General features: G+C 65.2%; 29 protein-coding genes and 1 pseudogene. 18 read left to right on the top strand and 12 right to left on the bottom strand.

Annotated elements, in window-relative coordinates:
- Positions 1 to 32: 32 nt before the first annotated feature.
- Positions 33 to 2,153 (bottom strand): bifunctional 23S rRNA (guanine(2069)-N(7))-methyltransferase RlmK/23S rRNA (guanine(2445)-N(2))-methyltransferase RlmL, encoded by a 2,121-nt coding sequence (gene rlmKL, locus IPP28_15270; protein MBL0042356.1) that lies wholly within the window; start codon positions 2,151 to 2,153, stop codon positions 33 to 35.
- The gene (locus IPP28_15265; protein MBL0042355.1) at positions 2,150 to 2,668 is read right to left on the bottom strand and encodes a hypothetical protein; all 519 of its coding nucleotides are present in this window, start codon (positions 2,666 to 2,668) and stop codon (positions 2,150 to 2,152) included. The genes rlmKL and IPP28_15265 overlap by 4 nt, the downstream gene beginning before the upstream one ends.
- Positions 2,669 to 2,705: 37 nt before the next feature.
- Here IPP28_15265 and miaA point away from each other — a divergent pair, with 37 nt between their 5' ends.
- The 7 genes from miaA to IPP28_15230 all read left to right on the top strand — a co-directional run bounded on the left by miaA (position 2,706) and on the right by IPP28_15230 (position 9,060).
- Positions 2,706 to 3,656 carry a tRNA (adenosine(37)-N6)-dimethylallyltransferase MiaA gene (gene miaA, locus IPP28_15260; GenBank protein MBL0042354.1) on the top strand — a complete coding sequence of 317 codons (951 nt, stop codon included), beginning with the start codon at positions 2,706 to 2,708 and terminating at the stop codon, positions 3,654 to 3,656.
- 171 nt (positions 3,657 to 3,827) lie between these two features.
- A complete protein-coding gene (gene hfq, locus IPP28_15255; protein ID MBL0042353.1) occupies positions 3,828 to 4,088 on the top strand; it encodes an RNA chaperone Hfq in 261 nt (86 codons plus the stop codon).
- Positions 4,089 to 4,107: 19 nt separating this feature from the next.
- The gene (gene hflX, locus IPP28_15250) at positions 4,108 to 5,427 is read left to right on the top strand and encodes a GTPase HflX (GenBank protein MBL0042352.1); all 1,320 of its coding nucleotides are present in this window, start codon (positions 4,108 to 4,110) and stop codon (positions 5,425 to 5,427) included.
- 126 nt (positions 5,428 to 5,553) lie between these two features.
- On the top strand, positions 5,554 to 6,684 hold the full coding sequence (hflK, locus tag IPP28_15245; protein MBL0042351.1) for an FtsH protease activity modulator HflK: 1,131 nt from the start codon (positions 5,554 to 5,556) through the stop codon (positions 6,682 to 6,684).
- On the top strand, positions 6,681 to 7,541 hold the full coding sequence (gene hflC, locus IPP28_15240) for a protease modulator HflC (GenBank protein MBL0042350.1): 861 nt from the start codon (positions 6,681 to 6,683) through the stop codon (positions 7,539 to 7,541). Before hflK ends, hflC begins: the two co-directional genes overlap by 4 nt.
- A 65-nt stretch (positions 7,542 to 7,606) precedes the next feature.
- Complete coding sequence (locus tag IPP28_15235) at positions 7,607 to 7,741, top strand: DUF2065 domain-containing protein (GenBank protein MBL0042349.1); 135 nt, start codon at positions 7,607 to 7,609, stop codon at positions 7,739 to 7,741.
- Between the two features lie 26 nt (positions 7,742 to 7,767).
- The gene (locus IPP28_15230; GenBank protein MBL0042348.1) at positions 7,768 to 9,060 is read left to right on the top strand and encodes an adenylosuccinate synthase; all 1,293 of its coding nucleotides are present in this window, start codon (positions 7,768 to 7,770) and stop codon (positions 9,058 to 9,060) included.
- 3 nt (positions 9,061 to 9,063) lie between these two features.
- Here IPP28_15230 and IPP28_15225 read toward each other — a convergent pair whose 3' ends face one another.
- Positions 9,064 to 9,546, bottom strand: a complete 483-nt coding sequence (locus tag IPP28_15225; GenBank protein MBL0042347.1) for a GNAT family N-acetyltransferase — start codon at positions 9,544 to 9,546, stop codon at positions 9,064 to 9,066.
- Between the two features lie 68 nt (positions 9,547 to 9,614).
- On the opposite strand from IPP28_15225, the gene IPP28_15220 reads away from it, so the two are divergent.
- Positions 9,615 to 9,788 (top strand): hypothetical protein, encoded by a 174-nt coding sequence (locus IPP28_15220; GenBank protein MBL0042346.1) that lies wholly within the window; start codon positions 9,615 to 9,617, stop codon positions 9,786 to 9,788.
- A 4-nt stretch (positions 9,789 to 9,792) separates the two neighbouring features.
- On the opposite strand, the gene IPP28_15215 is transcribed toward IPP28_15220, so the two are convergent.
- Entirely contained in the window at positions 9,793 to 10,782 is a 990-nt protein-coding gene (locus IPP28_15215; protein ID MBL0042345.1) for a threonylcarbamoyl-AMP synthase, read from the bottom strand.
- Positions 10,783 to 10,822: 40 nt separating this feature from the next.
- Positions 10,823 to 12,061, bottom strand: a complete 1,239-nt coding sequence (locus IPP28_15210; GenBank protein MBL0042344.1) for a hypothetical protein — start codon at positions 12,059 to 12,061, stop codon at positions 10,823 to 10,825.
- Positions 12,062 to 12,136: 75 nt separating this feature from the next.
- Between IPP28_15210 and nth the strand changes: the two genes are divergently transcribed.
- From nth to IPP28_15185, 5 genes are all read left to right on the top strand, one after another.
- Positions 12,137 to 12,781 carry an endonuclease III gene (gene nth / locus IPP28_15205; protein ID MBL0042343.1) on the top strand — a complete coding sequence of 215 codons (645 nt, stop codon included), beginning with the start codon at positions 12,137 to 12,139 and terminating at the stop codon, positions 12,779 to 12,781.
- Positions 12,782 to 12,995: 214 nt separating this feature from the next.
- Positions 12,996 to 13,457, top strand: coding sequence for a hypothetical protein (locus IPP28_15200; GenBank protein MBL0042342.1), 462 nt, complete (start codon positions 12,996 to 12,998; stop codon positions 13,455 to 13,457).
- 4 nt (positions 13,458 to 13,461) lie between these two features.
- Entirely contained in the window at positions 13,462 to 14,337 is an 876-nt protein-coding gene (locus tag IPP28_15195; GenBank protein MBL0042341.1) for a DUF692 domain-containing protein, read from the top strand.
- Positions 14,327 to 15,100 carry a putative DNA-binding domain-containing protein gene (locus IPP28_15190; GenBank protein MBL0042340.1) on the top strand — a complete coding sequence of 258 codons (774 nt, stop codon included), beginning with the start codon at positions 14,327 to 14,329 and terminating at the stop codon, positions 15,098 to 15,100. The genes IPP28_15195 and IPP28_15190 overlap by 11 nt, the downstream gene beginning before the upstream one ends.
- 27 nt (positions 15,101 to 15,127) lie before the next feature.
- Entirely contained in the window at positions 15,128 to 15,775 is a 648-nt protein-coding gene (locus tag IPP28_15185) for a DoxX family protein (GenBank protein ID MBL0042339.1), read from the top strand.
- A gap of 343 nt (positions 15,776 to 16,118) precedes the next feature.
- Here IPP28_15185 and IPP28_15180 read toward each other — a convergent pair.
- Positions 16,119 to 16,631, bottom strand: a pseudogene (locus IPP28_15180) (RnfABCDGE type electron transport complex subunit B).
- Between the two features lie 104 nt (positions 16,632 to 16,735).
- On the opposite strand from IPP28_15180, the gene IPP28_15175 reads away from it, so the two are divergent.
- The 3 genes from IPP28_15175 to IPP28_15165 are packed head-to-tail and all read left to right on the top strand — an operon-like array spanning position 16,736 to position 18,736.
- On the top strand, positions 16,736 to 17,314 hold the full coding sequence (locus IPP28_15175; protein MBL0042338.1) for a sigma-70 family RNA polymerase sigma factor: 579 nt from the start codon (positions 16,736 to 16,738) through the stop codon (positions 17,312 to 17,314).
- Positions 17,301 to 17,801, top strand: a complete 501-nt coding sequence (locus tag IPP28_15170; GenBank protein MBL0042337.1) for a hypothetical protein — start codon at positions 17,301 to 17,303, stop codon at positions 17,799 to 17,801. Before IPP28_15175 ends, IPP28_15170 begins: the two co-directional genes overlap by 14 nt.
- Before the next feature lie 20 nt (positions 17,802 to 17,821).
- The gene (locus IPP28_15165) at positions 17,822 to 18,736 is read left to right on the top strand and encodes a DUF4097 family beta strand repeat protein (protein ID MBL0042336.1); all 915 of its coding nucleotides are present in this window, start codon (positions 17,822 to 17,824) and stop codon (positions 18,734 to 18,736) included.
- Positions 18,737 to 18,799: 63 nt separating this feature from the next.
- Here the strand turns inward: IPP28_15165 and IPP28_15160 are convergent, their stop codons facing one another.
- Positions 18,800 to 19,765: a hypothetical protein gene (locus tag IPP28_15160; GenBank protein ID MBL0042335.1), complete on the bottom strand. Its 966-nt coding sequence runs from the start codon at positions 19,763 to 19,765 to the stop codon at positions 18,800 to 18,802.
- 133 nt (positions 19,766 to 19,898) lie between these two features.
- Positions 19,899 to 20,810, bottom strand: a complete 912-nt coding sequence (locus IPP28_15155) for an Hsp33 family molecular chaperone HslO (GenBank protein MBL0042334.1) — start codon at positions 20,808 to 20,810, stop codon at positions 19,899 to 19,901.
- 27 nt (positions 20,811 to 20,837) lie between these two features.
- On the opposite strand from IPP28_15155, the gene mtgA reads away from it, so the two are divergent.
- Positions 20,838 to 21,560 (top strand): monofunctional biosynthetic peptidoglycan transglycosylase, encoded by a 723-nt coding sequence (mtgA, locus tag IPP28_15150; GenBank protein ID MBL0042333.1) that lies wholly within the window; start codon positions 20,838 to 20,840, stop codon positions 21,558 to 21,560.
- Here the strand turns inward: mtgA and IPP28_15145 are convergent.
- The 4 genes from IPP28_15145 to IPP28_15130 are packed head-to-tail and all read right to left on the bottom strand — an operon-like array spanning position 21,533 to position 23,417.
- Complete coding sequence (locus IPP28_15145; GenBank protein MBL0042332.1) at positions 21,533 to 22,204, bottom strand: aquaporin; 672 nt, start codon at positions 22,202 to 22,204, stop codon at positions 21,533 to 21,535. The two genes, mtgA and IPP28_15145, sit on opposite strands and share 28 nt — an antisense overlap.
- Entirely contained in the window at positions 22,201 to 22,587 is a 387-nt protein-coding gene (locus IPP28_15140) for an arsenate reductase ArsC (GenBank protein ID MBL0042331.1), read from the bottom strand. The genes IPP28_15145 and IPP28_15140 overlap by 4 nt, the downstream gene beginning before the upstream one ends.
- Positions 22,588 to 22,602: 15 nt before the next feature.
- Positions 22,603 to 23,055 (bottom strand): VOC family protein, encoded by a 453-nt coding sequence (locus IPP28_15135; protein ID MBL0042330.1) that lies wholly within the window; start codon positions 23,053 to 23,055, stop codon positions 22,603 to 22,605.
- Complete coding sequence (locus IPP28_15130) at positions 23,052 to 23,417, bottom strand: helix-turn-helix transcriptional regulator (GenBank protein ID MBL0042329.1); 366 nt, start codon at positions 23,415 to 23,417, stop codon at positions 23,052 to 23,054. The genes IPP28_15135 and IPP28_15130 overlap by 4 nt, the downstream gene beginning before the upstream one ends.
- 109 nt (positions 23,418 to 23,526) lie before the next feature.
- Between IPP28_15130 and IPP28_15125 the strand changes: the two genes are divergently transcribed.
- The gene (locus IPP28_15125) at positions 23,527 to 23,955 is read left to right on the top strand and encodes a CBS domain-containing protein (protein ID MBL0042328.1); all 429 of its coding nucleotides are present in this window, start codon (positions 23,527 to 23,529) and stop codon (positions 23,953 to 23,955) included.
- Positions 23,956 to 23,962: the final 7 nt, after the last annotated feature.

Below are 23,962 nucleotides of genomic sequence, written 5' to 3'. Positions count from 1 at the left end.
CGAGCAAGGGTGTTGCCGCCGATTCAGCCGTTTCAGCGTCGACGGATCTCGAAGCAGTGGTGGATCTTGGCGTCGCGGGCGAAATCGACCGGAATGGTCGCGGGCGTGATGTCGCGGATGTCGAGGTCGACGAGTGCCTCGCGGTCGATCTTGAAACGACGGTTGTTGTTCGAGAACAGGATCAGACCGCCGGGGGCAAGTCGGGCGGCACAGGCGGTGAGCAAACGCACATGGTCGCGTTGCACATCGAAATCCTCGGCGCGCTTCGAGTTCGAAAAGGTCGGCGGATCGACATAGATCAGGTCATATTCGCCGCGATCGCGTTCGATCCACTCCATCGCATCGGACTGCACCAGCCGATCGGTCGAACGGCCCAGTCCGTTCAGGGCGAGGTTGCGTTCGGCCCAATCCAGATAGGTGTTCGATAGGTCGACGCTGGCCGTGCTCGCGGCGCCACCGGCACAGGCATAAACGGTGACCGCGCCGGTGTAGCAAAACAGATTCACGAAGCGCTTGCCGTGCGCAAGCTCGCGCACCTTGGCGCGCAGCGGGCGGTGGTCGAGGAACAGGCCGGTGTCGAGGTAGTCGAACAGGTTCACTTCGAACTTCAGCCCACCCTCGGTCACCGTCATCGCATGGCCGCGCTCGTCCTGGCGACCGTATTGTTCGAGCTTGCCGCGCTTCATGCGGGTCTTGATCGCGATCTTGTCGCGCGCCACGCCGAACACGTCACTGGCGATGCGTACCAGTTCACGCAGTCGCTTCTGGGCGATGTCCTCGGGAATGGTCTTTGGCGCCTGGTATTCCTGGATGTGCAGATGATCGACATAGACGTCGATCGCGGCCGCATAGTCCGGCAGATCGGCGTCGTAGGCGCGGAAACATTCGATGCCGTCGCGCTTCAGTTTCGGACGCAGGTGCTTGAGGTTCTTCTCGATGCGGTTGCGCAGGCCCAGCGCGGCGTCGCTCAGGGGTGCCTGCGGTTTCGGTTCGGGGCGGGCCGCGAACACTTCAAAGCGATACAGGGTGCAGGGCAGCGCGCCGTTGAACAGGGCATAGCGCTTGTCGGCCTTGAGCCCGACGGCATGTGCGAGCGACTCGTCGGACGTGATCATGGCCGCGCGCCAGCCACCGAACTCGCGCTTCAGCAATTCACCGAACGCGACATAGGCCGGAGCGGCCGCACGATTGTCTTCGAGGCGTTCGCCGTAGGGCGGATTGGTGATGACCAGGCCGGTCGTGAAGCCGTCCGGTCGATGGGTCTTGTCGAGTTCGTGATGATGCAGGCTCAGGAATCCGGAAATGCCCGCCTGCTGCGCATTCTGCTTGGCGGCGGCGAGGACGGTGCCATCGCGGTCGGACCCGAAATAGCGCGCGCTGTCGCGCTTGCGGCCGACACTGGCGCGCTGTTCCGCCTCGTCGAGCAGGGACTGCCACAATTGCGGCTGGTGGCCGCGCCAGCGCAGGAACCCGAAGTGGGTGCGCAGCAAGCCGGGTGCGACGTCGGCGGCCATCAATGCCCCCTCCACCAGCAAGGTGCCGGAACCGCACATCGGATCGACCAGGGCGCCGCCGTTTGCGGCGATTTCCGTCCAGCCGGCGCGCAGCAGCATCGCCGCGGCCAGGTTTTCCTTCAGCGGCGCGATGCCGGTGTTGCGACGGTAGCCGCGCTGGTGCAGCGGACCGCCGGACAGATCCAGCGAAATCTGTGCCATCGATCCGCGCACCAGCACGTGCACGCGCAAATCGGGTGTGTAGGTGTCGATGTTCGGGCGCTCGCCGCTGACCTCGCGCAGCCGATCCACGATCGCATCCTTCACGCGCTGCTGGGTGAACTGGGTGTTGCGCAAGCTGTCATTCACGCCGTGGGCATCGACGGCGATCGTGCCGTTCGCGGCGATGTGCTCCTCCCAGGCCATCGCATGGACGGCTTCATACAGGCGGTCGGCGCTGATCTCCTCGATCTTCAGCAGCGGCATCAGCACGCGACTGGCGAGTCGCGACCACAGGCAGGCGCGGTACGCCGTTGCGAGTTCGCCCTCGAAATGCACGCCGGCGATCGTCTGCTTGACCCCGGCGCCACCGAGTGCGGCGAGCTCGGTCGCAAGCAGTTCTTCCAGGCCCTTCGGGCAGGCGGCAAAGAACTGCATCAGCGCGGCAACCGGTCGAGAAAGTGCCCGAACCACGTGGCCGACTCGACGACGTGGTCGGTCAGTCGGTGGGCATCGTTCACCAGGTGGAGGGTTGCCCGTCGTGATTCCGCATAGTCGATGACGGCGCGCGACGGGATCAATTCATCGTCCCAGCCATGCACGATGGTGAGCGGCACCCGGGCGGCGTCGAATTTCGTGTCGTGGCCGCGCAGCTGCAGCGGCAACGCGAGCAGGAACAGACCCATGGCACTGACCTGCAACGAGGCGAGACCGCTGATAAAGGCGCCGAAACTCGACCCGGCCAGCACCAGCGGTCCTTGCACGGACTTGGCCACGTCGAGCAGGCGCGCCAGTCGCTGCGGCGCCGCTTCGAGCCCATGCGCCGCATCCAGATCGCGGTAGTCGGGTCGAATCGCGTGCCACCCGCGTTGCTCGGCCACCGCCGCCATTGCAGTGACCTTGGTCGCGTCCGGCCCGGACTCGAGTCCGTGGGAAAGGATGGTGGTGCCGATCATGCTCAATTGCTCCGTGTGCTCTGGCAAGCTTAGCCGGATGCCCCACGCCGCCGCCAAAGCCGACACGCGCCCGCTCGCGATTTTCCTGATGGGACCGACTGCGTCGGGCAAGACCGCGTTGGCACTGGAACTGGCCGATAGCGGTCGTTTCGGCCTGATCAGCGTCGATTCGGCCCTGGTCTATCGCGGGCTCGACATCGGCAGCGCGAAGCCCGATGCGGCGACGTTGGCCAAGTATCCGCACGCGCTCATCGATTTGCTCGATCCTGAACAGGCGTATTCGGCGGCCGAGTTCTGTCGCGACGCGCGCACCGCGATGGACGCGATCGCTGCACGCGGAAAGATCCCCTTGCTGGTCGGCGGCACCGGCCTGTATTTCCGTGCGCTTGGACGCGGGTTGTCGGACTTGCCTCAGGCCGAACCGGCCTTGCGCGCCCAGATCGAAGCGGAGGCAGCCGAACGCGGCTGGACCGCAATGCACGCCGAACTGAGCCAATACGACGCCGTGGCCGGCGCGCGCATCCACCCGAACGACCCGCAGCGCATCGGGCGGGCGCTGGAGGTGATCCGCCTGACTGGGCAACCATTGTCGGCATTGCAGGGCAGGGCGCAGGTCGATCTGCCGTATCGCATCCTCAAGTTGGCGCTGTTGCCGGAGCGCGCCGTTCTGCACGCACGCATCGCCGAACGCTTCGACCTGATGCTGGCCGCCGGCTTCCTCGACGAGGTGCGCGCCCTCGTGCAAAGGCCCGGGTTGCATCCGCAATTGCCGTCGATGCGCTGCGTCGGTTATCGACAGGCCTGGCAGCACTTGCGGGGCGAGATCGATGCCGAGACCTTCCGTCGCACCGGTATCGAGGCGAGTCGGCAACTGGCCAAGCGGCAGATCACCTGGATCCGTTCCGAACACGATGTGTTCGTCCGTGATCCCCTCGACGCAGATCGGTTGTCGGATGCCAAGTTATTGATCGAAAAGGCAATCGGCTAGTTTATGGGTCATCAGTCACGGCTTCGGACGGGCTTGAATCCGGCCGCCGCGGCCGCAGAACCGTTACACTGATCGCACTTTACGGACCGCCTCGTGTCTCACGTGGCCGGTCGGCGCACCGCCAGCGTGGTGGTTGCGCGGCATTCTTGGTCGTACCCCCGGGAGCACAACATGTCCAAAGCCCAATCCCTGCAAGACCCTTTTCTCAACGCCCTGCGCCGTGAACGCATTCCGGTATCGATCTACCTGGTCAACGGGATCAAGCTCCAGGGCACGGTCGAATCCTTCGACCAGTTCGTGGTCCTGCTGCGCAATACCGTCAGCCAGATGGTCTACAAGCATGCGATCTCGACCGTCGTTCCGGCACGCAACGTCAAGGTCGGCGATGGCCCGCATGGCCATGAACATCACGAGCCGGCCGTCGAAGGCTGATCCGGAACACTGAGCCCACTTGGACTTCTTCGGTCGCAGCAAAGGCGGTGAACGGGCCCTGCTCGTTCAGCCGCATCCCCCCGGTCGCCTGGATCCCGAAGCGCTGACCGAGTTCACCGAACTCGCACGTTCGGCCGGGGCGGACATCGTCGACACGCTGACGGCACGCGTCGATGCGCCCAACTCTCGCTTCTATCTCGGCACCGGCAAGGTCGAGCAGCTGCGCGAACTCAAGGAAGCGCATGGCGCCGACCTGATTCTGGTCAACGCGGCCCTGAGCCCGGTACAGGAACGCAATCTCGAAAAGGCGTTGAGCGCACGCGTGGTCGATCGCACCGGCCTGATTCTCGACATTTTCGCCAGCCGCGCCCGCACCCATGAAGGCAAACTGCAGGTCGAGCTGGCCCAGCTCAAGCATCTGTCGACCCGGCTGGTCCGCGGCTGGACCCATCTCGAACGCCAGCGTGGCGGTGCCATCGGCCTGCGCGGACCGGGCGAAACCCAGCTCGAACTCGATCGACGCATGATCGCGAATCGGGTCAAGGCGCTGGAATCGCGGCTCGACAAGGTCGAGGTGCAGCGCGCACAGGCGCGTCGCAAGCGCGAGCGCGGCGATCTGCCGATCGTGACCCTGGTCGGCTATACCAATGCCGGCAAGTCGACGTTGTTCAATGCCATCACTGGTGCCGGAGTCTTTGCGGCCGACCAGTTGTTCGCGACGCTGGATCCGACCCTGCGCAAACTCGACGGACTCGCCAGTGGTCCGGCGATCCTCGCCGATACCGTCGGCTTCGTGCGCGACCTGCCCCATGATCTGGTCGCCGCGTTCCGGTCGACCTTGTCGGAAGTCAAGACCGCGGACTTGCTGCTGCATGTGGTCGATGCCTCCGACCCGAATCGCAACGAGCGGATCGATCAGGTCAATGCCGTGCTCGCCGAGATCGATGCCGGCGACGTGCCGCAATTGCTGGTGTTCAACAAGATCGACCGGGTGCCGGACCTGCAGCCACGTCGCGAGCGGGTCGACGATGCCGGCCATGAGCGCGTGTTCGTGAGCGCGATCGAAGGTCTCGGGCTGGCGCTGTTGCGCGAGGCCATCGGCGAACGCTTTGCCGGTACGCGCGTGTGCCAGTCGATCGTGCTTGGCCACGATCAGGCGCGTCTGCGCGCCCGCTTGTTCGCGGCGGGCGTGGTCGCCAGCGAGCACGCGGATGACAGCGGCTGGCGGATCGACATCGATGCACCGCGTGCGGCGATCGAACCCTTGTTCGGATTGACCGATGGCGACGGCGCCCGTCTGCGCGGGCACTTGAACCTGCCGCAGCCGGAACCCATCTGAATCAATCGCGACGTGTGCGGTGCGGAACGGGATTTTGTGCTGGCCTTGACCGGCGCTTCCCCTACAATGCCGCGCCGATTTTGGTGAACCCTGGAGCGCTGCCGACGTGGCGGCGCGGAGCTGGACATGGCCTGGAACGAACCTGGCAACAACAAGAAGCCCCGCGACCCTTGGCAGGATGGCGAGAACCGCGACCTTGACGCGGCGCTGAAGCAGATCAAGGACCGATTCGGACGCTTCTTCGGTGGTGGCGGTGGCGTGGGGTTCCCCGGCCCGCTGCTGATCGTGCTTGGCGTGCTCGGAGCATGGTTCGCCGTGGATTCGTGGCAGACGATCGACGAGCGCGAGCGCGGCGTCGTGCTGCGCTTCGGCAAGTTCGAGCGCGTCATGGGATCCGGCCTGAACATGAAGTGGCCGCGTCCGATCGAAACCGTCGAGATCGTCGAGACCACGCGGGTGCGCTCGGATTCCGCCGAAGTGCGCATGCTGACCAAGGATGAAGCCCTGGTCATGGTCGACTTCAACGTCCAGTACACCGCCAGCGATCCCTATCTGTTCCTCTACGGCGGTCGTGCGCCCGAGGACACGCTGCGTCAGACCACGGAAAGTGCGATCCGCCAGGTGATCGGCGCATCGACGCTGGACGACGTGTTCAGCGAAAAGCGCACCGGGCTGGCGAACACGGCAAAAGAGGAATTGCAGAAGACGCTGGAGCGCTACAGCACCGGCATCATCGTGACCGAGCTGAATTTCCAGAATCTGCGTCCGCCGGCGGAAGTGAAAGAGGCATTCGACGATGCCATCGCCGCGCGCGAGGACAACCAGCGCATCAAGAACGAGGCCGAGGCCTATGCGCAGAAGATCGTGCCGGAGGCGCGCGGTCTGGCCGAACGCAACAAGTCCCTGGCGGAGGGCGAGCGCCAGAGCGCGATCGCCAAGGCGACGGGTGAATCGGCACGCTTCAGCCTGCTCGTGGCGCAGTACCAGAAGGCGCCGCAGGTCACGCGCAAGCGCCTGTTCCTGGAAACAATGCAGGACGTGCTGTCGCGCAACCCGAAGGTGATGGTCGATGCCGGCGGAGGCAACAACGTCATGGTGCTGCCCCTCGACAAGTTGATGCAGAACGTGGTTCTGCCGGTACTGCCGGCCTTGCGCGAGGATGGCGCCGGCGCCGCCGTGACCGCGACTGCGCGTGCGGTCGCGCCCGAGCGCGAGGCCTTTGATCCAGCGCGTGTTGCACGGGAGCCGCGGCAATGAAGAATGTCGTCCTGATTCTGGTCGTCATCGCCGCGATCCTGGTCGGCAATTCGGCCTTCGTCGTGCGCGAGAACGAACGTGCTGTCCTGCTGCAGTTCGGCCGCGTGCTGCGTTCCGACTATGCCCCTGGCTTGCACTGGAAGTTGCCGGGCTTGCAGAACGTGCGCAAGTTCGAGCGCCGCATCGTCACGCTCGACAAGGAGCCGCAGCGCTATCTCACGTCGGAGCGCAAGGACGTGCTGGTCGACTTCTTCGTGAAGTGGAAGATCAAGGACGTGGCGAGCTTCTACACCGCCTCGTCGGGTGACGAACGCCTGGCCGAGAGTCGTCTCGATTCGACCACCCGCAATGCGCTCGGCAAGGAAATCGTCAAGCGCACCTTGCAGGAAGTCGTCGCGGATCAGCGTTCGGAACTGATGGAAGATCTGCGCAAGGACATCAGCAAGGCGGTCGAGGAGCTTGGCATCGAGGTCGTCGACCTGCGCGTGATGCGGATCGACCTGCCCGATGAGGTCAGCCAGAAGGTCTTCGACCGCATGACGTCCGAACGCAAGGCCGTTGCGAACAAGCTGCGCTCTCAGGGCACCGAGGCCGCCGAGAAGATCCGCGCCAACGCCGAACGCGATGCGCAGATCGCGCTGGCCGAGGCGCAGCGCGACGCGCAGCGCTTGCGCGGCGAAGGCGATGCCGAAGCCGCCAAGATCTATGCCGAGGCTTACAATCGCGATCCAGAATTTTATGCCTTCTGGCGCAGCCTCGAGGCCTACCGCGCGGCGTTTGCCGAACCGGGCTCGATCCTCGTCCTCGATCCGAAGTCGGAGTTCTTCCAGTACTTCGGCGAAGGCGGAAAGCCGTGAGTGAAGGCAGTCTGGGCGACACCCTGTGGGTCGCCGGCTGCCTCGTGTTCGTGTTCGAAGGCTTGATGCTCGCGGCCATGCCGGCGGGCTGGCAGAAGATGATGAGCCAAATGGCGACGCTTGATCCGGCGCGTTTGCGCTGGATCGGCGTCGGCGCGATGCTGGTCGGGCTGATCGGCATCAAGCTGCTGGCACACTGAATTTCTAAAATCTCGGGGATACCGCAATGGGCAAGTCGGTCGTCATTCTCGGCGCGCAATGGGGCGACGAAGGCAAGGGCAAGATCGTCGACCTGTTGACCGAACAGGTCGGCGCGGTCGCGCGTTTCCAGGGCGGCCACAATGCCGGGCATACCCTGGTCATCGGCGGCAAGAAGACGGTGTTGCACCTGATTCCGTCCGGCATCCTGCGCGACGATGCGCTGTGCCTGATCGGCAATGGTGTGGTGCTGTCGCCGGCGGCCTTGCAGACCGAAATCGCGGAACTCGAAGCGCAGGGTGTGGACGTGCGTCCGCGCCTGAAGATCTCGCCGGCGACGCCGCTGATCATGCCGTATCACATCGCCGTCGATCAGGCCCGCGAGAAGGCGTCCGGCGCGAAAGCGATCGGCACGACCGGTCGCGGCATCGGTCCCGCCTACGAGGACAAGGTGGCGCGTCGCGGCATCCGTGTCGCCGACCTGTTCTATCCGGACCAGCTCGCGGAAAAGCTCAAGGCCGCCTGCGAATATCACAACTTCGTGCTGGAGCACTGGCTCAAGGCCGACACCGTCGATTTCGCCAAGGTCCTGGCGGACGCGCTCGCGTTCGGCGAATACGTGAAGCCGATGGTCGACGACGTCTCGACCTTGCTCGTCGACTTGCGCAAGGCCGGCAAGCGCATCCTGTTCGAGGGGGCGCAGGGTTCGCTGCTCGATATCGACCATGGCACCTATCCCTACGTCACCTCCAGCAACACGACGGTTGGCGGCGCACTGGCCGGCTGCGGCGTCGGCGCCGATGCGATCGACTATGTGCTCGGCATCTGCAAGGCGTATGCGACGCGCGTTGGCGGTGGTCCGTTCCCGACCGAACTGAACGATGCCGTCGGCGAGGGACTACGTGCCCGCGGCCACGAATTCGGCGCGACCACCGGACGTCCGCGCCGCTGCGGCTGGATCGACCTGGTCGCGTTGCGTCGCGCCGTGCAGGTGAACGGCATCAACGGCCTCGCCATCACCAAGCTCGACGTGCTCGACGGCATGCCGACGATCAAGGTCTGCATCGCCTACGAATATCGCGGCAAGCAACGCACGCTGGCGCCGCTCGATGCCGCTGGCTGGGACGAGTGCAAGCCGGTCTATCTCGAATTCCCGGGCTGGTCGGAACCAACCCAGGGCATCCGCGAGTTCAGCAAGTTGCCACCGGCCGCCCGTGCCTATTTGCGTGCAGTCGAGGAATTGGCCGAATGCCACATCGCGCTGGTCGCGACGGGCGCCGACCGCGATGACACCATCATATTGCGCGATCCCTTCGCGTAAGGCTCAGGCTTGTTCGGCGAGGCGTGCGAGCGCCTCGCCATCCAGTCGGCACACGCGCCAGTCATCGAGCACGCGTGCGCCGAGGGATTGGTAGAAGCCGATGGCAGGAGCGTTCCAGTCCAGCACCGACCATTCGAAACGTGCGCAGCCGCGTTCCACGGCGAGCGCCGCGAGATGCGCGAGCAGACGCTTGCCGATGCCGAAGCCCCGGTATTCCGGACGCACGAACAGGTCTTCCAGATACAGGCCGCGACGGCCGCGAAAAGTCGAGAAGTTGTGGAAGAACAGCGCGAAGCCGGCGGCGCGGCCGTCGTGTTCGGCAATCACGACTTCGGCCTGCGCGCGCTCGCCGAACAGGGTCGCATCCAGCATCGCGGCGTCGCAGACCACCTGATCGAGCAACTTTTCGTATTCGGCCAGGTCGCGGATGAAACCGAGGATCAGGGGCACATCGGCACGCGTTGCGGCACGCAGCGTCGTCGTCATCGGCAACTCCATCGGGCGGACACGAAGTATCGCGTTACACTGCGGCGACGGCTACCGGAGTTCCGATCATGACCATTTGTCCTGTTGCATTGGCCGTCGGCTGCAAGCGTTGCCCGATCTTCGCGGTCTGTCCGGCGAAATCGATCATCGGCGACCAGCCAGCAACGGCTGAGGCCGAACCGGCGGCCAAGGCCGCATCCAAGCCGTCGGCCAAGCGCAAGGCGCGCAAGTCGAAGCGCTGATCGATCAGGGGGCGTCGTCGTCGCTGGGCGCGACGGTGGCGCGCGCGATGCGATCGTGGATCGCGAGCCATTCGGGTTGATCCGGTGGCGTCTCGATCAGCAAGCGTTCGGCGCCTTCGGCATCGAGACTTCGCAGCGCCGCGTAAAGGTGGCGTGCGTATTGGGCCGGATCATTCGGCATGATCAGGCCATGCACCCCATTCGGCAGGTGTCGCAGTGCCAGCACGCGTATCGTTTCGCCGCTGCCGAGCGCCTGGTGGATCAGGGTATCGAGCCGCTCGGTCGGCACCCGTTCCGCGGGCGTGTCGGGTGCGTAGTGACTCGCGAGCGAACCGGAGACGCGCGGACTGGCCTGCTGCGCACCGATCGTGACCGGAACGCCCAGCACCTGCGCGATCGCATCGGCGCCGATCTGTCCGGGGCGCAGGATGCGGGGCATCTCGCCGCTCACGTCGACGATCGTCGATTCGATGCCGACCTTGCACGGTCCGCCATCAAGCACGACCGGCACGGCATCGGCGAATTCATCGCGTACATGCTGGGCGGTGGTCGGGCTGACATGGCCGAAACGGTTGGCCGAAGGTGCGGCCAAACCACCACCGAAGGCCTGCAACAGCGCGAGTGCGACCGGATGGTTCGGCACGCGCAGCCCGATCGTGTCCTGCCCGCCGGTGACCACATCGAGCACGTGCGCTGCGCGTTTCAGGATCATCGTCAACGGACCGGGCCAGAACGCCGCGGCCAGCCGACGCGCGATCTCCGGTACGTCGCGGGCCCAGTCGTCGATCCGGGCCGCATCGTGCACGTGCACGATCAGCGGATGGTCCGCCGGTCGGCCCTTGGTCGCAAAGATGCGACGAACGGCCTCGGCATTGCCGGCATCGCCGGCGAGGCCGTAGACCGTTTCCGTCGGCAATCCGACGACTTCTCCGCGGCGCAGTGCCGCGCAGGCGTCGGCGAGTTCGGCTGCGGAAACGAGTTTCAGGTCGGTCATCGTGCAAGCGTAGCGGGCGCAGCCCTCGCCGGCATGAATTTCAGAAGCTGCGCCGCAATTCGATTCGCCAAAGATCGCCGCCGGTATCGTCGGTCTGATTAATCATTGCGGAAGCGGCATGGACGCTGTCGCCATGCAACCATTCCAGGCCCGCACGCCAGTTGCCGGCGAATCCGTGCAGGAGCGACAGCGTCAGCGTATGTCCGTCGTCGCTGTTGTCCTCGGCGACGGCATCGCGATCGATGATCTCGTAACGCTCGATGCGGGCCGACCAGCGCCAGTCGTCATCGGGCGCCCAGCTGGCCAGCAGATAGGCGGCCGAAAAATCGAGGTCGACGTGCGGACCCGTGCGCAGTCCCATGCCGCTGTCGCCGTCGATCCACTCCCCCGCCAGCATCCAGTGCTCGCCGGGTTGCCATTCGCCGCCCAGCAAGGCGTAACGCGTGCGCCAGGCGTATTCGCCGCGATGCAGGCCACGGTCGCCGCGGTTGTCGCTGACCGTCGCCAACACGCGGAACCGATGCGGATCGCCATACCGGGCGCGCCACGCATACCCGGTGCGGCCATCGAGATCGGGCCCGAACGGCTTGGTGCCGTCGTCGCGCTGATGACCGAAGGCGCCGTCGTCGGACAGCGAGTCCAGGGCCGGCAGCGGCAGCACCTCGCCGAGCACGCTCAGCCGGTCATGCTGGGCAAATCCGCGCCAGGCCAGCAGTGCGCCGCTGCTGTCGTTGCCGATGACACCCGTTGCGGCCAACTCCCATTCGCGTGCGGACTCGGCCGGGCTGCGCCAGCTCAGATCGAGGCCGATCGGGCGAGCTTCCTCAGCGATCCAGCTGTTCAGCGCCGACAGGCCGAGCGTGTAGCGCGATTGCCACAAGGGATCGACCGCCTCGCGCGATGTCGGGAGAAAAAACTGGCCGGCCCGCAGTCGCAGGCGCTGGTCGTTGCCGAAGAACATGGTGCGCTCGGCATAGGCCTCGACCAGGCCGGCGTGCTCGCCGCGCCCCGCGGCGTCGCCGCGTACCAGGGCTTGCGCAAACAGACGCCATTCCAGACTCGGCTCCCACAGGAGGGCGAACTGCGCCTCGATGTCGATCGACGCATCGTCTTCGTCCGCCAGGTATCGGCCCCATCCACCCTCGTGCCAGGAGGTCGGTGCATCGCTGGCCGACACGCCGGCGCGTGCGAAGCCGAACACCTGCGGGGTTTCCGCCTGCACGGCGGCGCTGGTCATCAACACCATCAACGCCATCACGCGTCCGCCGGTCCTGTGCATGGGGTGACCTCGTCGTTGTTCGAATCGGGGAAAGACCGGCTGGTCGCACCGTACCTGACAGGCGAGAATCACGCCATGAAGCCCGCCGACCGCCATGAACTGTTCCGCCGCCTGCACGAACTGAACCCGCATCCGACCACGGAGCTGATCTACACGACCCCGTTCGAGCTGCTGATTGCCGTCATCCTGTCGGCGCAGGCCACCGATGTCGGGGTCAACAAGGCGACGCGCCGGCTGTATCCGGTGGCCAATACGGCCGAAGCGATCCTGGCGCTCGGCGAAGCGGGGCTGAAGCGATACATCAGCAGCATCGGGTTGTTCAATGCCAAGGCGAAGAACGTGATCGCGACCTGTCGCATCCTTGTCGAGCAATACGGCGGCGCGGTGCCACGTGAGCGCACAGCGCTGGAAGCCTTGCCTGGGGTCGGTCGCAAGACCGCGAACGTGGTGCTGAACACGGCGTTCGGCGAAGCGACGATGGCCGTGGACACGCATATCTTCCGGGTTGCAAATCGCACCGGGCTGGCGAAGGGCAAGACCCCGCTCGCGGTCGAGAAGGGCTTGCTCAAGCATGTTCCGACGGAATTCCTGAAGGACGCGCATCATTGGCTGATCCTGCATGGCCGCTATGTCTGCAAGGCACTCAAGCCGCAGTGTCCGACCTGCGTGATCCGCGATCTGTGCGGTTTCCGGTCGAAGACGCCGGGCGTTCCGCGATGACCCTGACGAACGACAGGGCCTGACGTTTGTAAGGGATCGGTTGCGATGGCGGTCTGGTTGCGCGACCGGTGACCTCGTGCAGTTGTCGTGCACGGGCGACCGGCGTAAGTTCGGCCGGGCTCGGCGTCGCATCCTGCGACCCTGCATCCGGTGCCGCGGCAGCGGCGGCGTGGGCGGGCGTATCCCGTCTTGATCAGACAATGTGGAGAGTTTCATGTCCAAGAAAGTCATCAATTCCCTGACGGTTGCGGTCGGTGCGGCGCTGCTCGGTTCGGTCGCTGTGGCGAATGCCGGCGACTTGTTCCGGGTGAATGACCTCGGCTTCGGCTACCAGATCGCCGGCGAAGAAGCCGCCGAAGGCAAGTGTGGCGAAGGCAAGTGCGGCGACAAGAAGGCCGAGGGTTCCTGCGGCGGTGACAAGGCCAAGGCCGAGGGCAAGTGTGGCGAAGGCATGAAGGCCGACGGCGAAGGCAAGTGCGGCGAGGGCAAGTGCGGCGAAGGCATGAAGGCCGACGGCGAAGGCAAATGCGGCGAAGGCAAGTGTGGTGAAGGCAAGTGCGGCGACGACAAGAAGGCCGATGGCATGAAGGCCGACGGTGAAGGCAAGTGTGGCGAGGGCAAGTGCGGCGAGAAGAAGGCCGAAGAAGCCGCCAAGGTAGAAGCGCCGAAGCAGTAAGCCGATGAACGCCAGCCTCTCGACATCAGCGCTGGCGCCGGTCGCGGGTGCTGGATTGGGCCTGCGGCGTGGCCTGCTCACGCCGCTGGAATCCGTGCAGGCGGGCGCGATCGACTTCATGGAAGTCGCGCCCGAGAACTGGATCGGTGTCGGCGGTCGTCTTGGCCGCCGCTTCCGCAGCCTCACCGAGCGTTACCCGTTTTCGGCGCATGGCTTGTCGTTGTCGATCGGCGGTCCGGAACTGCTGGACGAAACCTTTCTGCTGAAACTGCGCCGTTTTCTCGATGAACACGGCATCGCCAGTTACAGCGAGCACCTGAGCTACTGCAGCGACCACGGTCACTTGTACGACCTGATGCCGATGCCATTCACCAGGGCTGCGGTGCACCACTGCGCCGCGCGCATCCGCCAGGTGCAGGACGTGCTCGGGCGCCGCATTGCGATCGAGAACGTGTCCTTCTACACGCCGCTCGCCGGCGAGATGAGCGAACGCGAATTCGTGTGCGCCGTGCTGGAAGCAGCCGACTGCGACCTGCTACTCGACGTCAACAACGTCCACGTCAACAGCGTCAACCATCGCTACGACCCAGTCGAGTTCATCCGCGCGATGCCGGCCGAGCGCGTCAGCCAGTTCCATGTCGCCGGGCACTACGACGAGGCGCCGGACCTGATCGTCGACACCCATGGCGCGGCAATCATCGCGCCGGTCTTCGCCTTGCTGGCCGAGGCCTATCGCTGCTTCGGCGCGAAGCCGACCCTGCTGGAACGCGACTTCAACTTCCCGCCGATCGGCGAGCTAGTCGCAGAACTGGATCACATCCGCAGCTTGCAGGCGCAGGCGACCAGGACCACCGCCGTGATGCGCGCCCATGTCGCTTGATGCGGAAGCCACGCTTGCGTTGCAACGCGAATTCGCGCGCCACTTGCGTGACCCCGAACTGTTTCCGCCGCCGGATGGCCTCGAAGAACGGCGCCTGAAGATCTATCGCGAGTTGTTCTACAACAACATCGAAGGTCTGCTCGCGACCAATTTTCCGGTGATCCGCAAGTTGCTGGGTGACGCCCGCTGGCACCGCCTGGTGCGCGACTTCTATCGCGAACACGCGTCGCACACGCCGCTGTTCACCGAGATCGGGCGCGAGTTCCAGCGTTATCTCGAGACGCGCGTCGATGCCGGCCGCGGTGATCCGCCGTTCCTGACCGAACTCGCGCACTACGAATGGGTGGAGCTCGCCTTGTCGCTGGATGAGCGCGATGTCGACGACACGGAACACGACGCCGATGGTGATGTCGTGGCCGCGGCGCCGGTGTTGTCGGTGCTGGCCTGGCGGTTCAGTTATTGCTGGCCGGTGCATCGGCTCGGTGCCGAGTACCAGCCGACGCAGGCACCGCAGCAGCCGACGCATCTCGTCATTGTGCGCAATCGTCGCGACGAGATCTCCTTCCTTGAATTGAGTCCGCTCGCGAACGTGCTGCTCGATCTGCTGAAAGAACACGCGGGCGTGCCCGGTCTGTCGCTGGCAGAGGCATTGGCCGACGCGTTGCCGCAGTATCCACGCGCGCAGATCGTCGAGGGTGCCTGCCACAGCCTGCGCGAGTTCCGGCAACGCGACATCGTGCTCGGTACCTTCATCGATACCTGACGCCACGCGCGTCGCAAGGGGAACATCATGCTCAGCCTCTCCCGTCTCGTCGACCTGTGGAGCGATCTCGTCGCGCGCCTGCGTGCCATCGGCGAAATCGTGCCGCGCCTGATCCTGCGTCTGATCATGGGCTGGGAATTCTTCGAAGCCGGACGCGAGAAGCTGCACGGGGAGAACTGGTTCGCCGACATCCAGTCGAGTTTTCCGTATCCGTTCAATGTGGTGCCTGCGAATCTCAGCTGGAACATCGCGACCGGGTTCGAACTGGCCGGCGCGGTCGCGTTGTGGATCGGCTTCGGCACGCGCTTCTTCGCGTTCAGTCTGCTGGTGCTGACCTTCGTCGCCACCGCGGCCGTGCATTGGCCAGACATGTGGTCGATGTGGAGCGACCTGCTGAAGGGCTACGCGATCTCCGACAAGGGTCATGGCAACTTCAAGCTGCCCTTGCTGTTCGTCGTGATGCTGCTGCCACTGATCTTCAATGGCCCCGGCAAGCTCAGCGTCGATCACCTCGTGGCCAAATGGTTCGGCGCCGAAACCTGGCCACAACCCAACAACGACCTCTACGCCTGGTCCCTCGCCTCAGTCGTGTTCGGCATCCCCTTCCTGTTCCTGATCCCGAGCTTCGGCTTCGTGCTGCTCGGCCTCGCGCTGCTGCTTGGTTCTGTTGGCTGAGCGGCCTCGTGTTCCTGATCTTTGGGCTGATCGAGACCCTGGCCCTTTCCTCTTTTTTTTTTTTTCGGCGCTTTTTTTGTCTTTGGGGTTGTGGTCGCCGGCCCCCCCCGCCGCCCCCGGGGGGGGGCCGGGACCCCCCCCCCCCGCCCCCCCCCCGCGCCCCGGGGGGGGCGGGGGGGGCGGGCCGCGGGGCGCCGCGGGGGGGGGGCCGGGGGGGGACCGGGGGGGGGGGGGGCGGGGGGCCCCCCCGGGGGCCGGCGGGGGGGGGGGCCCCGGCGGGCCCGCGCGCCCCGCCCGGTTTGCTTCCCCGCGCCGCCGTTGGCGTTCCGTCCCGCTTCGCGCGCAGGCGTTCGTCGCGTTCGGCGTCGTCGCGTTGCAGGCGGAACTGACGGAATTCGTAACGGGCGCGGGATGCGTCGGCTTCGCGGGTGGCATCGCGGTGCGCGGGCGCGGGGACGAGGTCGATGCAGTCGACGGGGCAGGGCGGCAGGCAGAGTTCGCAGCCGGTGCAGCGGTCGGCGATGACGGTGTGGATGCGCTTGCTGGCGCCGACGATGGCGTCGACCGGGCAGGCCAGGATGCATTTGACGCAGCCGATGCATTCATCCTCTCGGATGACGGCGAGGCGCATCGGCGCTTCTTCTCCGCAGTCGGGATCGAGCGGCAATTCGGCGCGATCCAGCAACGTGGCGAGTGCACGGATGCCCGCCGCGCCACCCGGCGGGCAACGATTGATCCCGGCTTCGCCCTCGGCGATCGCTTCGGCATAGGGCCTGCATGCCGGATAGCCGCAGCGCGTGCATTGCGTCTGCGGCAGAAGGGCATCGATACGGGCGATCAGGCCGGGTTCGCTCATGGCCCGATTATCGATGCGACGGTCCGCAAAGTCATGACTCGGGGTGCTTAAACCTTTCTGCGCCTGCGTACATCAGATGCGCCATGATGTTCGCCATCAATCCACTGCCGACCGCTTCCGTGCCCAACGCGCTGCCCGCGGACACCGCTGATCACGCACTCGTCCGCGCAGCGGCCGAGGGTGACCGGCATGCCTTCGAGCGCCTGTACCGTCGGCATTCGGCGCGCGTGTTTGCGGTGATCCTCCGCCTGCAGGGCGGTGATCGTGCCCGTGCCGAAGACTTGACCCAGGATGCCTTCGTGCGCGTCTGGCAGAAACTGCCGGAATTCCGCTTCGAGAGTGCGTTCTCGACCTGGCTGCATCGACTGGCGGTGAACACGGCGCTGATGGCCTTGCGTTCGGCGCGCGGCGAACCCGGTGCGGACGAGGACGTGGACGATCCCGGATTCCACCTTGCCGACACCCTGGCGCGCTCGCCCGAACTTGGCATCGACCTCGACAAGGTCATCGCGAGGTTGCCGCCGCGCGCACGCGCCGTGCTCGTGCTGCACGACGTTGAAGGCTGGAAGCACGAAGAAATTTCCGGCGAGCTTGGCATGGCCGTCGGTTCATCCAAGGCGCAGCTGCATCGCGCCCGCAATCTCATCAAGCAATGGCTCGGAGGTCCCCATGGACGAGCTTGAATATCGACGTCTGCTGAAGACGCTGCCGCCTGCGATCGAGCCCGATCGTGACCTGTTTCCAGGCATCGCCGCACGACTCGATGCGCGACCGGCGAACGGACGCCGTCATGCGCGTGGTGTGTTCCCTTTCGCCGCTGCGGCCGGGTTCGCCGCCGTAGCGATCGTTGCCGGGTGGCTGGCTTTGCAGCGTGGACCGATGGCCGACACTGCGATGGTCGCGCAGCAGCCCCCCACGGTGTTGCGCGAGGCGCGCGCCCTGCGGGCCGAGTACAACGCAGCCCTGATGGCGGGAACGTCAAACCAGTGGACGCAACTGCGCGAACAGGCCGATCCACGTCTGGTCGCGGCCTGGACCGAACTCGATACCGCCGAAGCCGAAATCACGGCCGCACTCGAACAGGATCCGGATGCGCGATTCCTGCTGAACCGATTGCGCCAGGTTCAGGACCAGCGCCTGCACCTCACCCAGAAAGCACTTTCCGCATGAACATGACGATGGAGTTTCCGATGAAGTCCCTGATCCAACCCAATCTGCTCGCCATCGCGCTGCTCGCCGCGCTGTCCACGCCGGCGTTCGCCGCCAGTCCGATTGCCGAGACCGTGGCGCCACTCGATGCGCGCGGCACCCTGGAAGCGTCCAACGTGCGTGGACGCATCAGCGTCACCGCCTGGGATCGCAATGAAGTGAGCTGGAGCGGCGCGCTCGCCGCTGGCGCCAAGCTCGTCGTCGAGAAAAGCGCCAGCCGCATTTCGCTCAGTGTCGAATCCGAAGAAGGCGGCAGCTGGATCGGCTGGAACAAGGGGCCGCGCGAGGACAGCGTGCTGGTGATCAAGGTGCCGGCGAGTGCGTCGCTGGATCTGTCGGCGGTCAGCGCCAACATCGACGTGACGGCGATGCGCGGTTCGGCCTCGATCGAAGCCGAATCCGTCAGCGGCGAAGTGGTGCTGCATGGATCAAGCACCGACAAGCTGGAGATTTCCAGCGTTTCCGGTGACGTGACGTTCGACGGCCAGGCCGGCCGCGTCGACGCGGAAACCGTCAGCGGTGACCTGCGGATCAACGGTGCCTCTGGCGACGTGTCGGTCGAGACCGTCTCTGGCAGCGCCATCGTGCACGCGCAGACGGTCCAGGAATTCGAAGGCTCGTCGGTGTCCGGCGACATCGATTTCGAAGGTGCCTTGGCGGCTGATGGCCGCATGGATGTCGAGAGCATGAGCGGCGATGTCAGCATCACCCTGCCGGCCGATACCAGTGGCCGCGTCTCGGTCGAATCGTTCAGCGGCGATCTCGACAACGATTTCGGACTAGCGGTCGAGAAGGAAGATGGTCCGGGGTCGACCATGCATGGCAAGCTCGGCAGCGGCAGTGCCAGCATCGAGATCGAGTCGTTCAGCGGCGATGTCGATCTGCGCAAGCGCTGAGTTGCCGGGTCCGGAATGCAAAGCGCCCGCCGATGGCGGGCGCTTCATTGTGGTGCGAACAGATCAGAGATCCTGCTTGTAGCGCACGTAGGGTGTGCGTGCCGAGGTTTCGCTGATCGTGCGTTCGGCCGGCGAGGGTTCGTCGGAATCGGTCTTGCTCACGACATTGCGCGCACCCACGGTCAACTCGCCGCGCCACGGCGTACGCCAGGACACACCGATGTCGACACCGCTCCAGTAGCGATTCGGGTAGCCCGGCTGTTCGTTCAGGCGATTCATGCGGCCGGTGACATTGCCGCTGAACGAACCGTAGTTCATGCCGACATCGAGCATCGCCTGCTGCAGATCGAGCACGGGCGTCGCGCTGCCGCTGCGCAGGCGCAGCTGATGCAGGGCGGCATTCAGTTGCACCGCGGATTCTGCCGTCAGTCGCCACTGCGAGTTCAGGCCCAGGCCCTGGCTTTCGCCGCTCAGCCCGGGCAACAGGGGGAGTGTTCCGAAGCCGGGAGACAGGCTGAGGTCCTGTGTCGCGACGTAAGGGGTATTCAGGCGTTCACCCGGGCTCGGCAGCAGCCAGGAGAAGCCGTAAGCCAGCGAGAGATCGAAGCGGTCGCCCCGCCATTGTGCACCCGTGCCTGCGGTCGCGATGCGTCCCGGCAATTCCAGTTGCAGCGTGCCTTGCATCAGGCAATCACGACCGAATGCACCGATGCGCAGCAGACCCGAGGCTTCCGCGCACCAAGGCAAGGTGGTGAGTGAATCGCTGTGGGCAGCGTCGCTGCCGATTCCGGCACTGAGGCTGATGCGGCCGGCATTGTCGAAGGTCACGCCACTCGCGTTCGTCGGTTCGCCGGGATTCGTCAACGGCGAGATCAACGGGAATGCCGCACCGAGCTCATTGCTGATGCGCAAACTGCTCGGACGCGCCGACCAGATCTGCTGCGATTCGTCGGCCATGGCGTGCGACGACACCAGCGCTGAAAGCGCCAGGGTCATTGCAGTAGCCAGTGGTGAGCGAGCGCGTTTCATCGATTACCTCGGGACCTGCATGAGACCTTGCCCGGGGCCGGTCGGTTCCTTCCGATCCGGTCGCATGCTGAATTGAGGCCGAGTTTACAAGATTTCCGCAAGTCACGGAACGGGTTGGAATTGGCACTTCCCGCTACTGTGCGCGCTGCGGTGCAGCATTCAGCGTGTCGCTGGCAAACAGCTGTTCCAGGTCGATTCCGTCGAAACCATAGGGTTCATTGCAGAACTCGCAGGTCACCGCGACCTGACCTTGTTCCGCCAGCACCGCGAAGACTTCGTCGCGCCCCAGCGTGCGCAGCATGCCGGCCACGCGCTCGCGCGAACAGCGGCATTGAAAGCGCACCGGATGCGCGTCGAACAGGCGCAGATCATCCTCGTGATACAGGCGGTGCAGCAGTTCGGTGGCGTCGAGCTTGAGCAGTTCCTCGGCCTGCAGCGTGTCGGCAAGGATCTTCGCGTGCTCGAAGGTCAGCGCGTCGCGCTCACGCTCGGCGCCTCCCTCGGCCGGAATCTGCTGGATCAGCACGCCAGCACAGGTATTTTCGTCCGAGGCCAGATAGATCGCCGTTGGCAACTGTTCCGACTGCGCGAAATAGGCCTCGAAGCTGCGTGCGAAGGCATCGCCTTCGAGCGGCACCAGGCCTTGATAGCGGGTGCCGGTCTCCTGACGTTCGATGGTGATCGCGAGTACGGCGCCGGGCAATTCGTCGGGACGCAATGCACTGGCTTCCGCGCCGTCGCCCCAGCGCGCCAATCCCCGCACGTGACCGTCCGCCGTGCATTCCGCGAACACCAGCGGCAACGTCGGCGACGCCTTCATCTGCACCGACACACTCCCGGCCAGCTGGATGTCCCCGGCGAACAGCGCAGTGGCGGCGGTGACTTCGCCCAACACCTGCGCAACGCGCTCGGGATAGGCGTCGCGGCCGCGAATCTGGCGCCAACTGTGTTCGAGCCGCACAATCACGCCGCGCACGCCTGCGCCTTCGAACAGGAAACGACGGATGCCTTCGGGATCGACGGGAGTAAACGGGGACTCATTCATGGCGGCCATTATGCCCGAGCGCGCGTGATGGCCGTGGTCCGCAAAGTCTGGTGGCGACGCCTGTCATGGCGCCTGCTGCAGGCCGCGATCGTGTTCGTCGTGCTGTCGGTGATGCTGGTGCTCGCGTTGCGCTGGCTGCCGCCGCCGAGCACAGCTTTCGTGCTGGCGCGACGCATCGATGGCTGGACCGGCGCGGCGGCGAATCTGCCGATCCGACGCGATTGGGTCGCGCAGCCGGACATCGCACCGGAACTGTTCCTCGCCGTCGTCGCCGCGGAAGACCAGCGTTTTCCCGATCATCATGGCTTCGATCTGCAGGCGATCGAGCAGGCGCTGGATGATCGCGAGAAAGGCAAGGTGCGTGGTGCCAGCACGATCTCGCAGCAGGTCGCCAAGAACCTGTTCCTGTGGTCGGGGCGCAGCTGGGTGCGCAAGGGTCTGGAAGTGTGGTTCACCGGCCTGATCGAACTGTGTTGGCCGAAGCGGCGCATCCTCGAGATGTACGTGAACGTTGCCGAATTCGGCGACGGCGTGTACGGCGCGCAGGCCGCCGCGAAGCAGTATTTCGGCCGCGATGCGGCGCATCTGAACGCAGCTCAGGCGGCGCGTCTGGCCGCGGTCTTGCCGAACCCCAAGTACTACAGCGTCGCGAAGCCCGGACCTTACGTATTGCGGCGACAGCAATGGATCGAAAGGCAGATGCGCCAACTCGGCGGGCGCGACTATCTGGCGCCGGTGCTGGTCGATTGAGTCAGGCGCAACATGGCCAGCATGATTGCAAGGCCGGCCAGTTGTGCGGCGATGAAGGCCGGTGCGCTGATCGGTGCAATGCCGGCGAAACTGTCGCTGCCCATGCGTGCGAAGGTCACGGCCGGATTGGCGAACGAGGTGCTGGCAGTGAACCAGTAGGCGGCAGCGATGTAGGCACCGACGCGCGCGGCGATACTGTCGAGGCTGGACTTCTTGCCGAACGCGATGACCGCGAGCAGGCCGACGGTGGCGACGACTTCGCTGATCCAGAGTCCGGTCGAGGTGCGCAGCTTGGTGCTGACCTGCAGGATCGGCAGAACGAACATCGCGTGCGCGAGCGCCACGCCGACCAGCGCGCCGCCGAACTGCACGAGCACCAGGAGCAACCACGGCGCCGCCGTGACTTCGCCGCGCAGTCGAAGCATCAGGGTGACCAGGGGGTTGAAGTGCGCGCCGGAGATCGGACCGAGACTGGTGATCAACACATACAAGCCGAGGCCGGTCGCCAATGCATTGGCCAGCAGCGCGATGGCCACGTTTCCGCCCGACAAACGCTCGCCCATGATGCCGGAGCCGATCACGATGGCGAGCAGGACAGTGGTACCGCCGAACTCGGCGGCAAGGGCTCGCTTCGCAGCACTCATGTCGACGCGATCAGTGCGATGACGCGGCGTTCGATCTCGTCGCGCACGGCGCGATAGTCGTCCGGTGCCATGTGTTTCGGATCGGGCAGGGACCAGTCGTCGCGCCGCTTCGCTGGCACCCAGGGGCAGTTGTCTCCGCAGCCCATGGTGATCACCGCATCCCATTCGCCGTCGCCGATCTCGTCCAGCGATTTCGACGCATGCGTCGACAAGTCGTAGCCACGTTCGGCCATGAATTCGATGGCGCGCGGATTGACCACGCCGGAAGGGCGCGATCCGGCCGATTCCGCCTGCACGGCGTCGCCACCGTGCAGGCGCGCGAAGGCCTGAGCCATCTGGCTTCGATTGGCATTTTCGACACAGACGAACAACAGGCGCTTCATCGTGTTCAACCTCGTTTAGTGGGCCGCAGTGGGGCCACAGCAAGCACCGCCGCGCGCAGCTTTCTCGGCGCTTTTTGCCGCGGCCTCATGCGGTGCGTAATAGGTCGTGGCGTCGCCATGGGTATGGAAACTCTCCCAGCGCGTACCCTGCGGATCTTCGGCCCAGAACTTGTCCGAACGGGCGTAGCAGCAGTTGGCATCCTGCTCGGCCAGCGCGACCGCGTCTGCGGCTTCTAGACGATCGCCGATCTCGCGCAACTCGTCCGGATTCTCGGCTTGCAGGCCAAGATGATCGAGACCCAAGGCCGCCGGGCGCGACGAGATCGCGAAGTTGACGCGCGGATCGTCGAGCATCCATTTGGCGTAGTCGGGTTTCACGACTTTAGGTTCTGCACCGAACAGTTGCGTGTAGAACGCGACGTTCTTGCCGATATGTTCGACATTGAGGTGGACATGAAAGCGCTTCATTTCTTGCTCCGTTGCGAAGGCGGGCCCGGCGGTGTGCACGCCGTTCCCAATGCGCCCAGCGTTGCGGGGGCACAACCCGCGCCGCTGCAGCAGTTCTCGAGCAGATAGGCCATCAGCGCGTTCATCGCGGTGAAGTTCGCGCGGCAGCGGATGACGCGGCCCTCGCGTTGGTCTTCGACCAGTCCGGCGTGACGCAACACGTTCAAGTGCGAACTCAGCGTGGCGCCGGGGATGTCGAGCGCGTCGCGGATGTCGCCGACCGGCAATCCCTCCGGACCGGCTTGGACTAAAAGACGGAAGGCACGCAGACGCGAGTCGTGGGCGAGGGCGGCGAGGCTGTCGATGGCGATCTGTAATTCCATAATTCGAAATATATGGAAATAAAGAATCAAGCGCAAGCATGACCTTCGCCACACATCCGGCCGGGCCGGCGTAAACTCACGGTCGATCGCCTGAACCGGAGTCGCAAGCATGGCCAAAGTGCGCGAGTTGCTGCTGGCGAAGCCGCCGGCGATCATTTCGATCCATCCCGATGAACCGGTGCTTGCGGCGATCCAGATGATGGCCGATCACGGCATCGGCGCCTTGCTGGTGATGAAAGACGGCGACCTCGCCGGCATCGTTTCGGAGCGCGACTACGCGCGCAAGGTCATCCTGCTCGGACGCTCCTCTGCGGATACGCCGGTCTGGCAGATCATGTCGGCGCCGGTCATGACGGTATCTCCGGACGACACCACGCAGACCTGCATGATGTTGATGACCGAGCGCAAGTTCCGGCATCTGCCGGTGGTCGATGCCGGCCGTGTCATCGGCATGCTCTCGGTCGGCGATCTGATCAAACACGCCCTCGCCGAGAAGCAGCACGAGATCGAACAGTTGCAGCGCTACATCGCGAGTTGAAACCGCT

Source organism: Lysobacterales bacterium (genome assembly GCA_016721845.1).
Taxonomy (GTDB): domain Bacteria; phylum Pseudomonadota; class Gammaproteobacteria; order Xanthomonadales; family Ahniellaceae; genus JADKHK01.
The sequence above is the reverse complement of the archived record's forward strand: the minus strand, read 5'-3'. Positions and strand labels throughout refer to the sequence as shown.

What these genes read in the sequence shown, in the direction of transcription:
- IPP28_15265 (MBL0042355.1), bottom strand. Translation starts at nt 2,668, where the DNA reads ATGATCGGCACCACCATCCTTTCCCACGGACTCGAGTCCGGGCCGGAC.
- miaA (MBL0042354.1), top strand. Translation starts at nt 2,706, where the DNA reads ATGCCCCACGCCGCCGCCAAAGCCGACACGCGCCCGCTCGCGATTTTC.
- hfq (MBL0042353.1), top strand. Translation starts at nt 3,828, where the DNA reads ATGTCCAAAGCCCAATCCCTGCAAGACCCTTTTCTCAACGCCCTGCGC.
- hflK (MBL0042351.1), top strand. Translation starts at nt 5,554, where the DNA reads ATGGCCTGGAACGAACCTGGCAACAACAAGAAGCCCCGCGACCCTTGG.
- hflC (MBL0042350.1), top strand. Translation starts at nt 6,681, where the DNA reads ATGAAGAATGTCGTCCTGATTCTGGTCGTCATCGCCGCGATCCTGGTC.
- IPP28_15235 (MBL0042349.1), top strand. Translation starts at nt 7,607, where the DNA reads ATGCTCGCGGCCATGCCGGCGGGCTGGCAGAAGATGATGAGCCAAATG.
- IPP28_15230 (MBL0042348.1), top strand. Translation starts at nt 7,768, where the DNA reads ATGGGCAAGTCGGTCGTCATTCTCGGCGCGCAATGGGGCGACGAAGGC.
- IPP28_15225 (MBL0042347.1), bottom strand. Translation starts at nt 9,546, where the DNA reads ATGACGACGACGCTGCGTGCCGCAACGCGTGCCGATGTGCCCCTGATC.
- IPP28_15220 (MBL0042346.1), top strand. Translation starts at nt 9,615, where the DNA reads ATGACCATTTGTCCTGTTGCATTGGCCGTCGGCTGCAAGCGTTGCCCG.
- IPP28_15215 (MBL0042345.1), bottom strand. Translation starts at nt 10,782, where the DNA reads ATGACCGACCTGAAACTCGTTTCCGCAGCCGAACTCGCCGACGCCTGC.
- IPP28_15210 (MBL0042344.1), bottom strand. Translation starts at nt 12,061, where the DNA reads ATGCACAGGACCGGCGGACGCGTGATGGCGTTGATGGTGTTGATGACC.
- nth (MBL0042343.1), top strand. Translation starts at nt 12,137, where the DNA reads ATGAAGCCCGCCGACCGCCATGAACTGTTCCGCCGCCTGCACGAACTG.
- IPP28_15200 (MBL0042342.1), top strand. Translation starts at nt 12,996, where the DNA reads ATGTCCAAGAAAGTCATCAATTCCCTGACGGTTGCGGTCGGTGCGGCG.
- IPP28_15195 (MBL0042341.1), top strand. Translation starts at nt 13,462, where the DNA reads ATGAACGCCAGCCTCTCGACATCAGCGCTGGCGCCGGTCGCGGGTGCT.
- IPP28_15190 (MBL0042340.1), top strand. Translation starts at nt 14,327, where the DNA reads ATGTCGCTTGATGCGGAAGCCACGCTTGCGTTGCAACGCGAATTCGCG.
- IPP28_15185 (MBL0042339.1), top strand. Translation starts at nt 15,128, where the DNA reads ATGCTCAGCCTCTCCCGTCTCGTCGACCTGTGGAGCGATCTCGTCGCG.
- IPP28_15170 (MBL0042337.1), top strand. Translation starts at nt 17,301, where the DNA reads ATGGACGAGCTTGAATATCGACGTCTGCTGAAGACGCTGCCGCCTGCG.
- IPP28_15165 (MBL0042336.1), top strand. Translation starts at nt 17,822, where the DNA reads ATGAAGTCCCTGATCCAACCCAATCTGCTCGCCATCGCGCTGCTCGCC.
- IPP28_15160 (MBL0042335.1), bottom strand. Translation starts at nt 19,765, where the DNA reads ATGAAACGCGCTCGCTCACCACTGGCTACTGCAATGACCCTGGCGCTT.
- IPP28_15155 (MBL0042334.1), bottom strand. Translation starts at nt 20,810, where the DNA reads ATGAATGAGTCCCCGTTTACTCCCGTCGATCCCGAAGGCATCCGTCGT.
- mtgA (MBL0042333.1), top strand. Translation starts at nt 20,838, where the DNA reads ATGGCCGTGGTCCGCAAAGTCTGGTGGCGACGCCTGTCATGGCGCCTG.
- IPP28_15145 (MBL0042332.1), bottom strand. Translation starts at nt 22,204, where the DNA reads ATGAGTGCTGCGAAGCGAGCCCTTGCCGCCGAGTTCGGCGGTACCACT.
- IPP28_15140 (MBL0042331.1), bottom strand. Translation starts at nt 22,587, where the DNA reads ATGAAGCGCCTGTTGTTCGTCTGTGTCGAAAATGCCAATCGAAGCCAG.
- IPP28_15135 (MBL0042330.1), bottom strand. Translation starts at nt 23,055, where the DNA reads ATGAAGCGCTTTCATGTCCACCTCAATGTCGAACATATCGGCAAGAAC.
- IPP28_15130 (MBL0042329.1), bottom strand. Translation starts at nt 23,417, where the DNA reads ATGGAATTACAGATCGCCATCGACAGCCTCGCCGCCCTCGCCCACGAC.
- IPP28_15125 (MBL0042328.1), top strand. Translation starts at nt 23,527, where the DNA reads ATGGCCAAAGTGCGCGAGTTGCTGCTGGCGAAGCCGCCGGCGATCATT.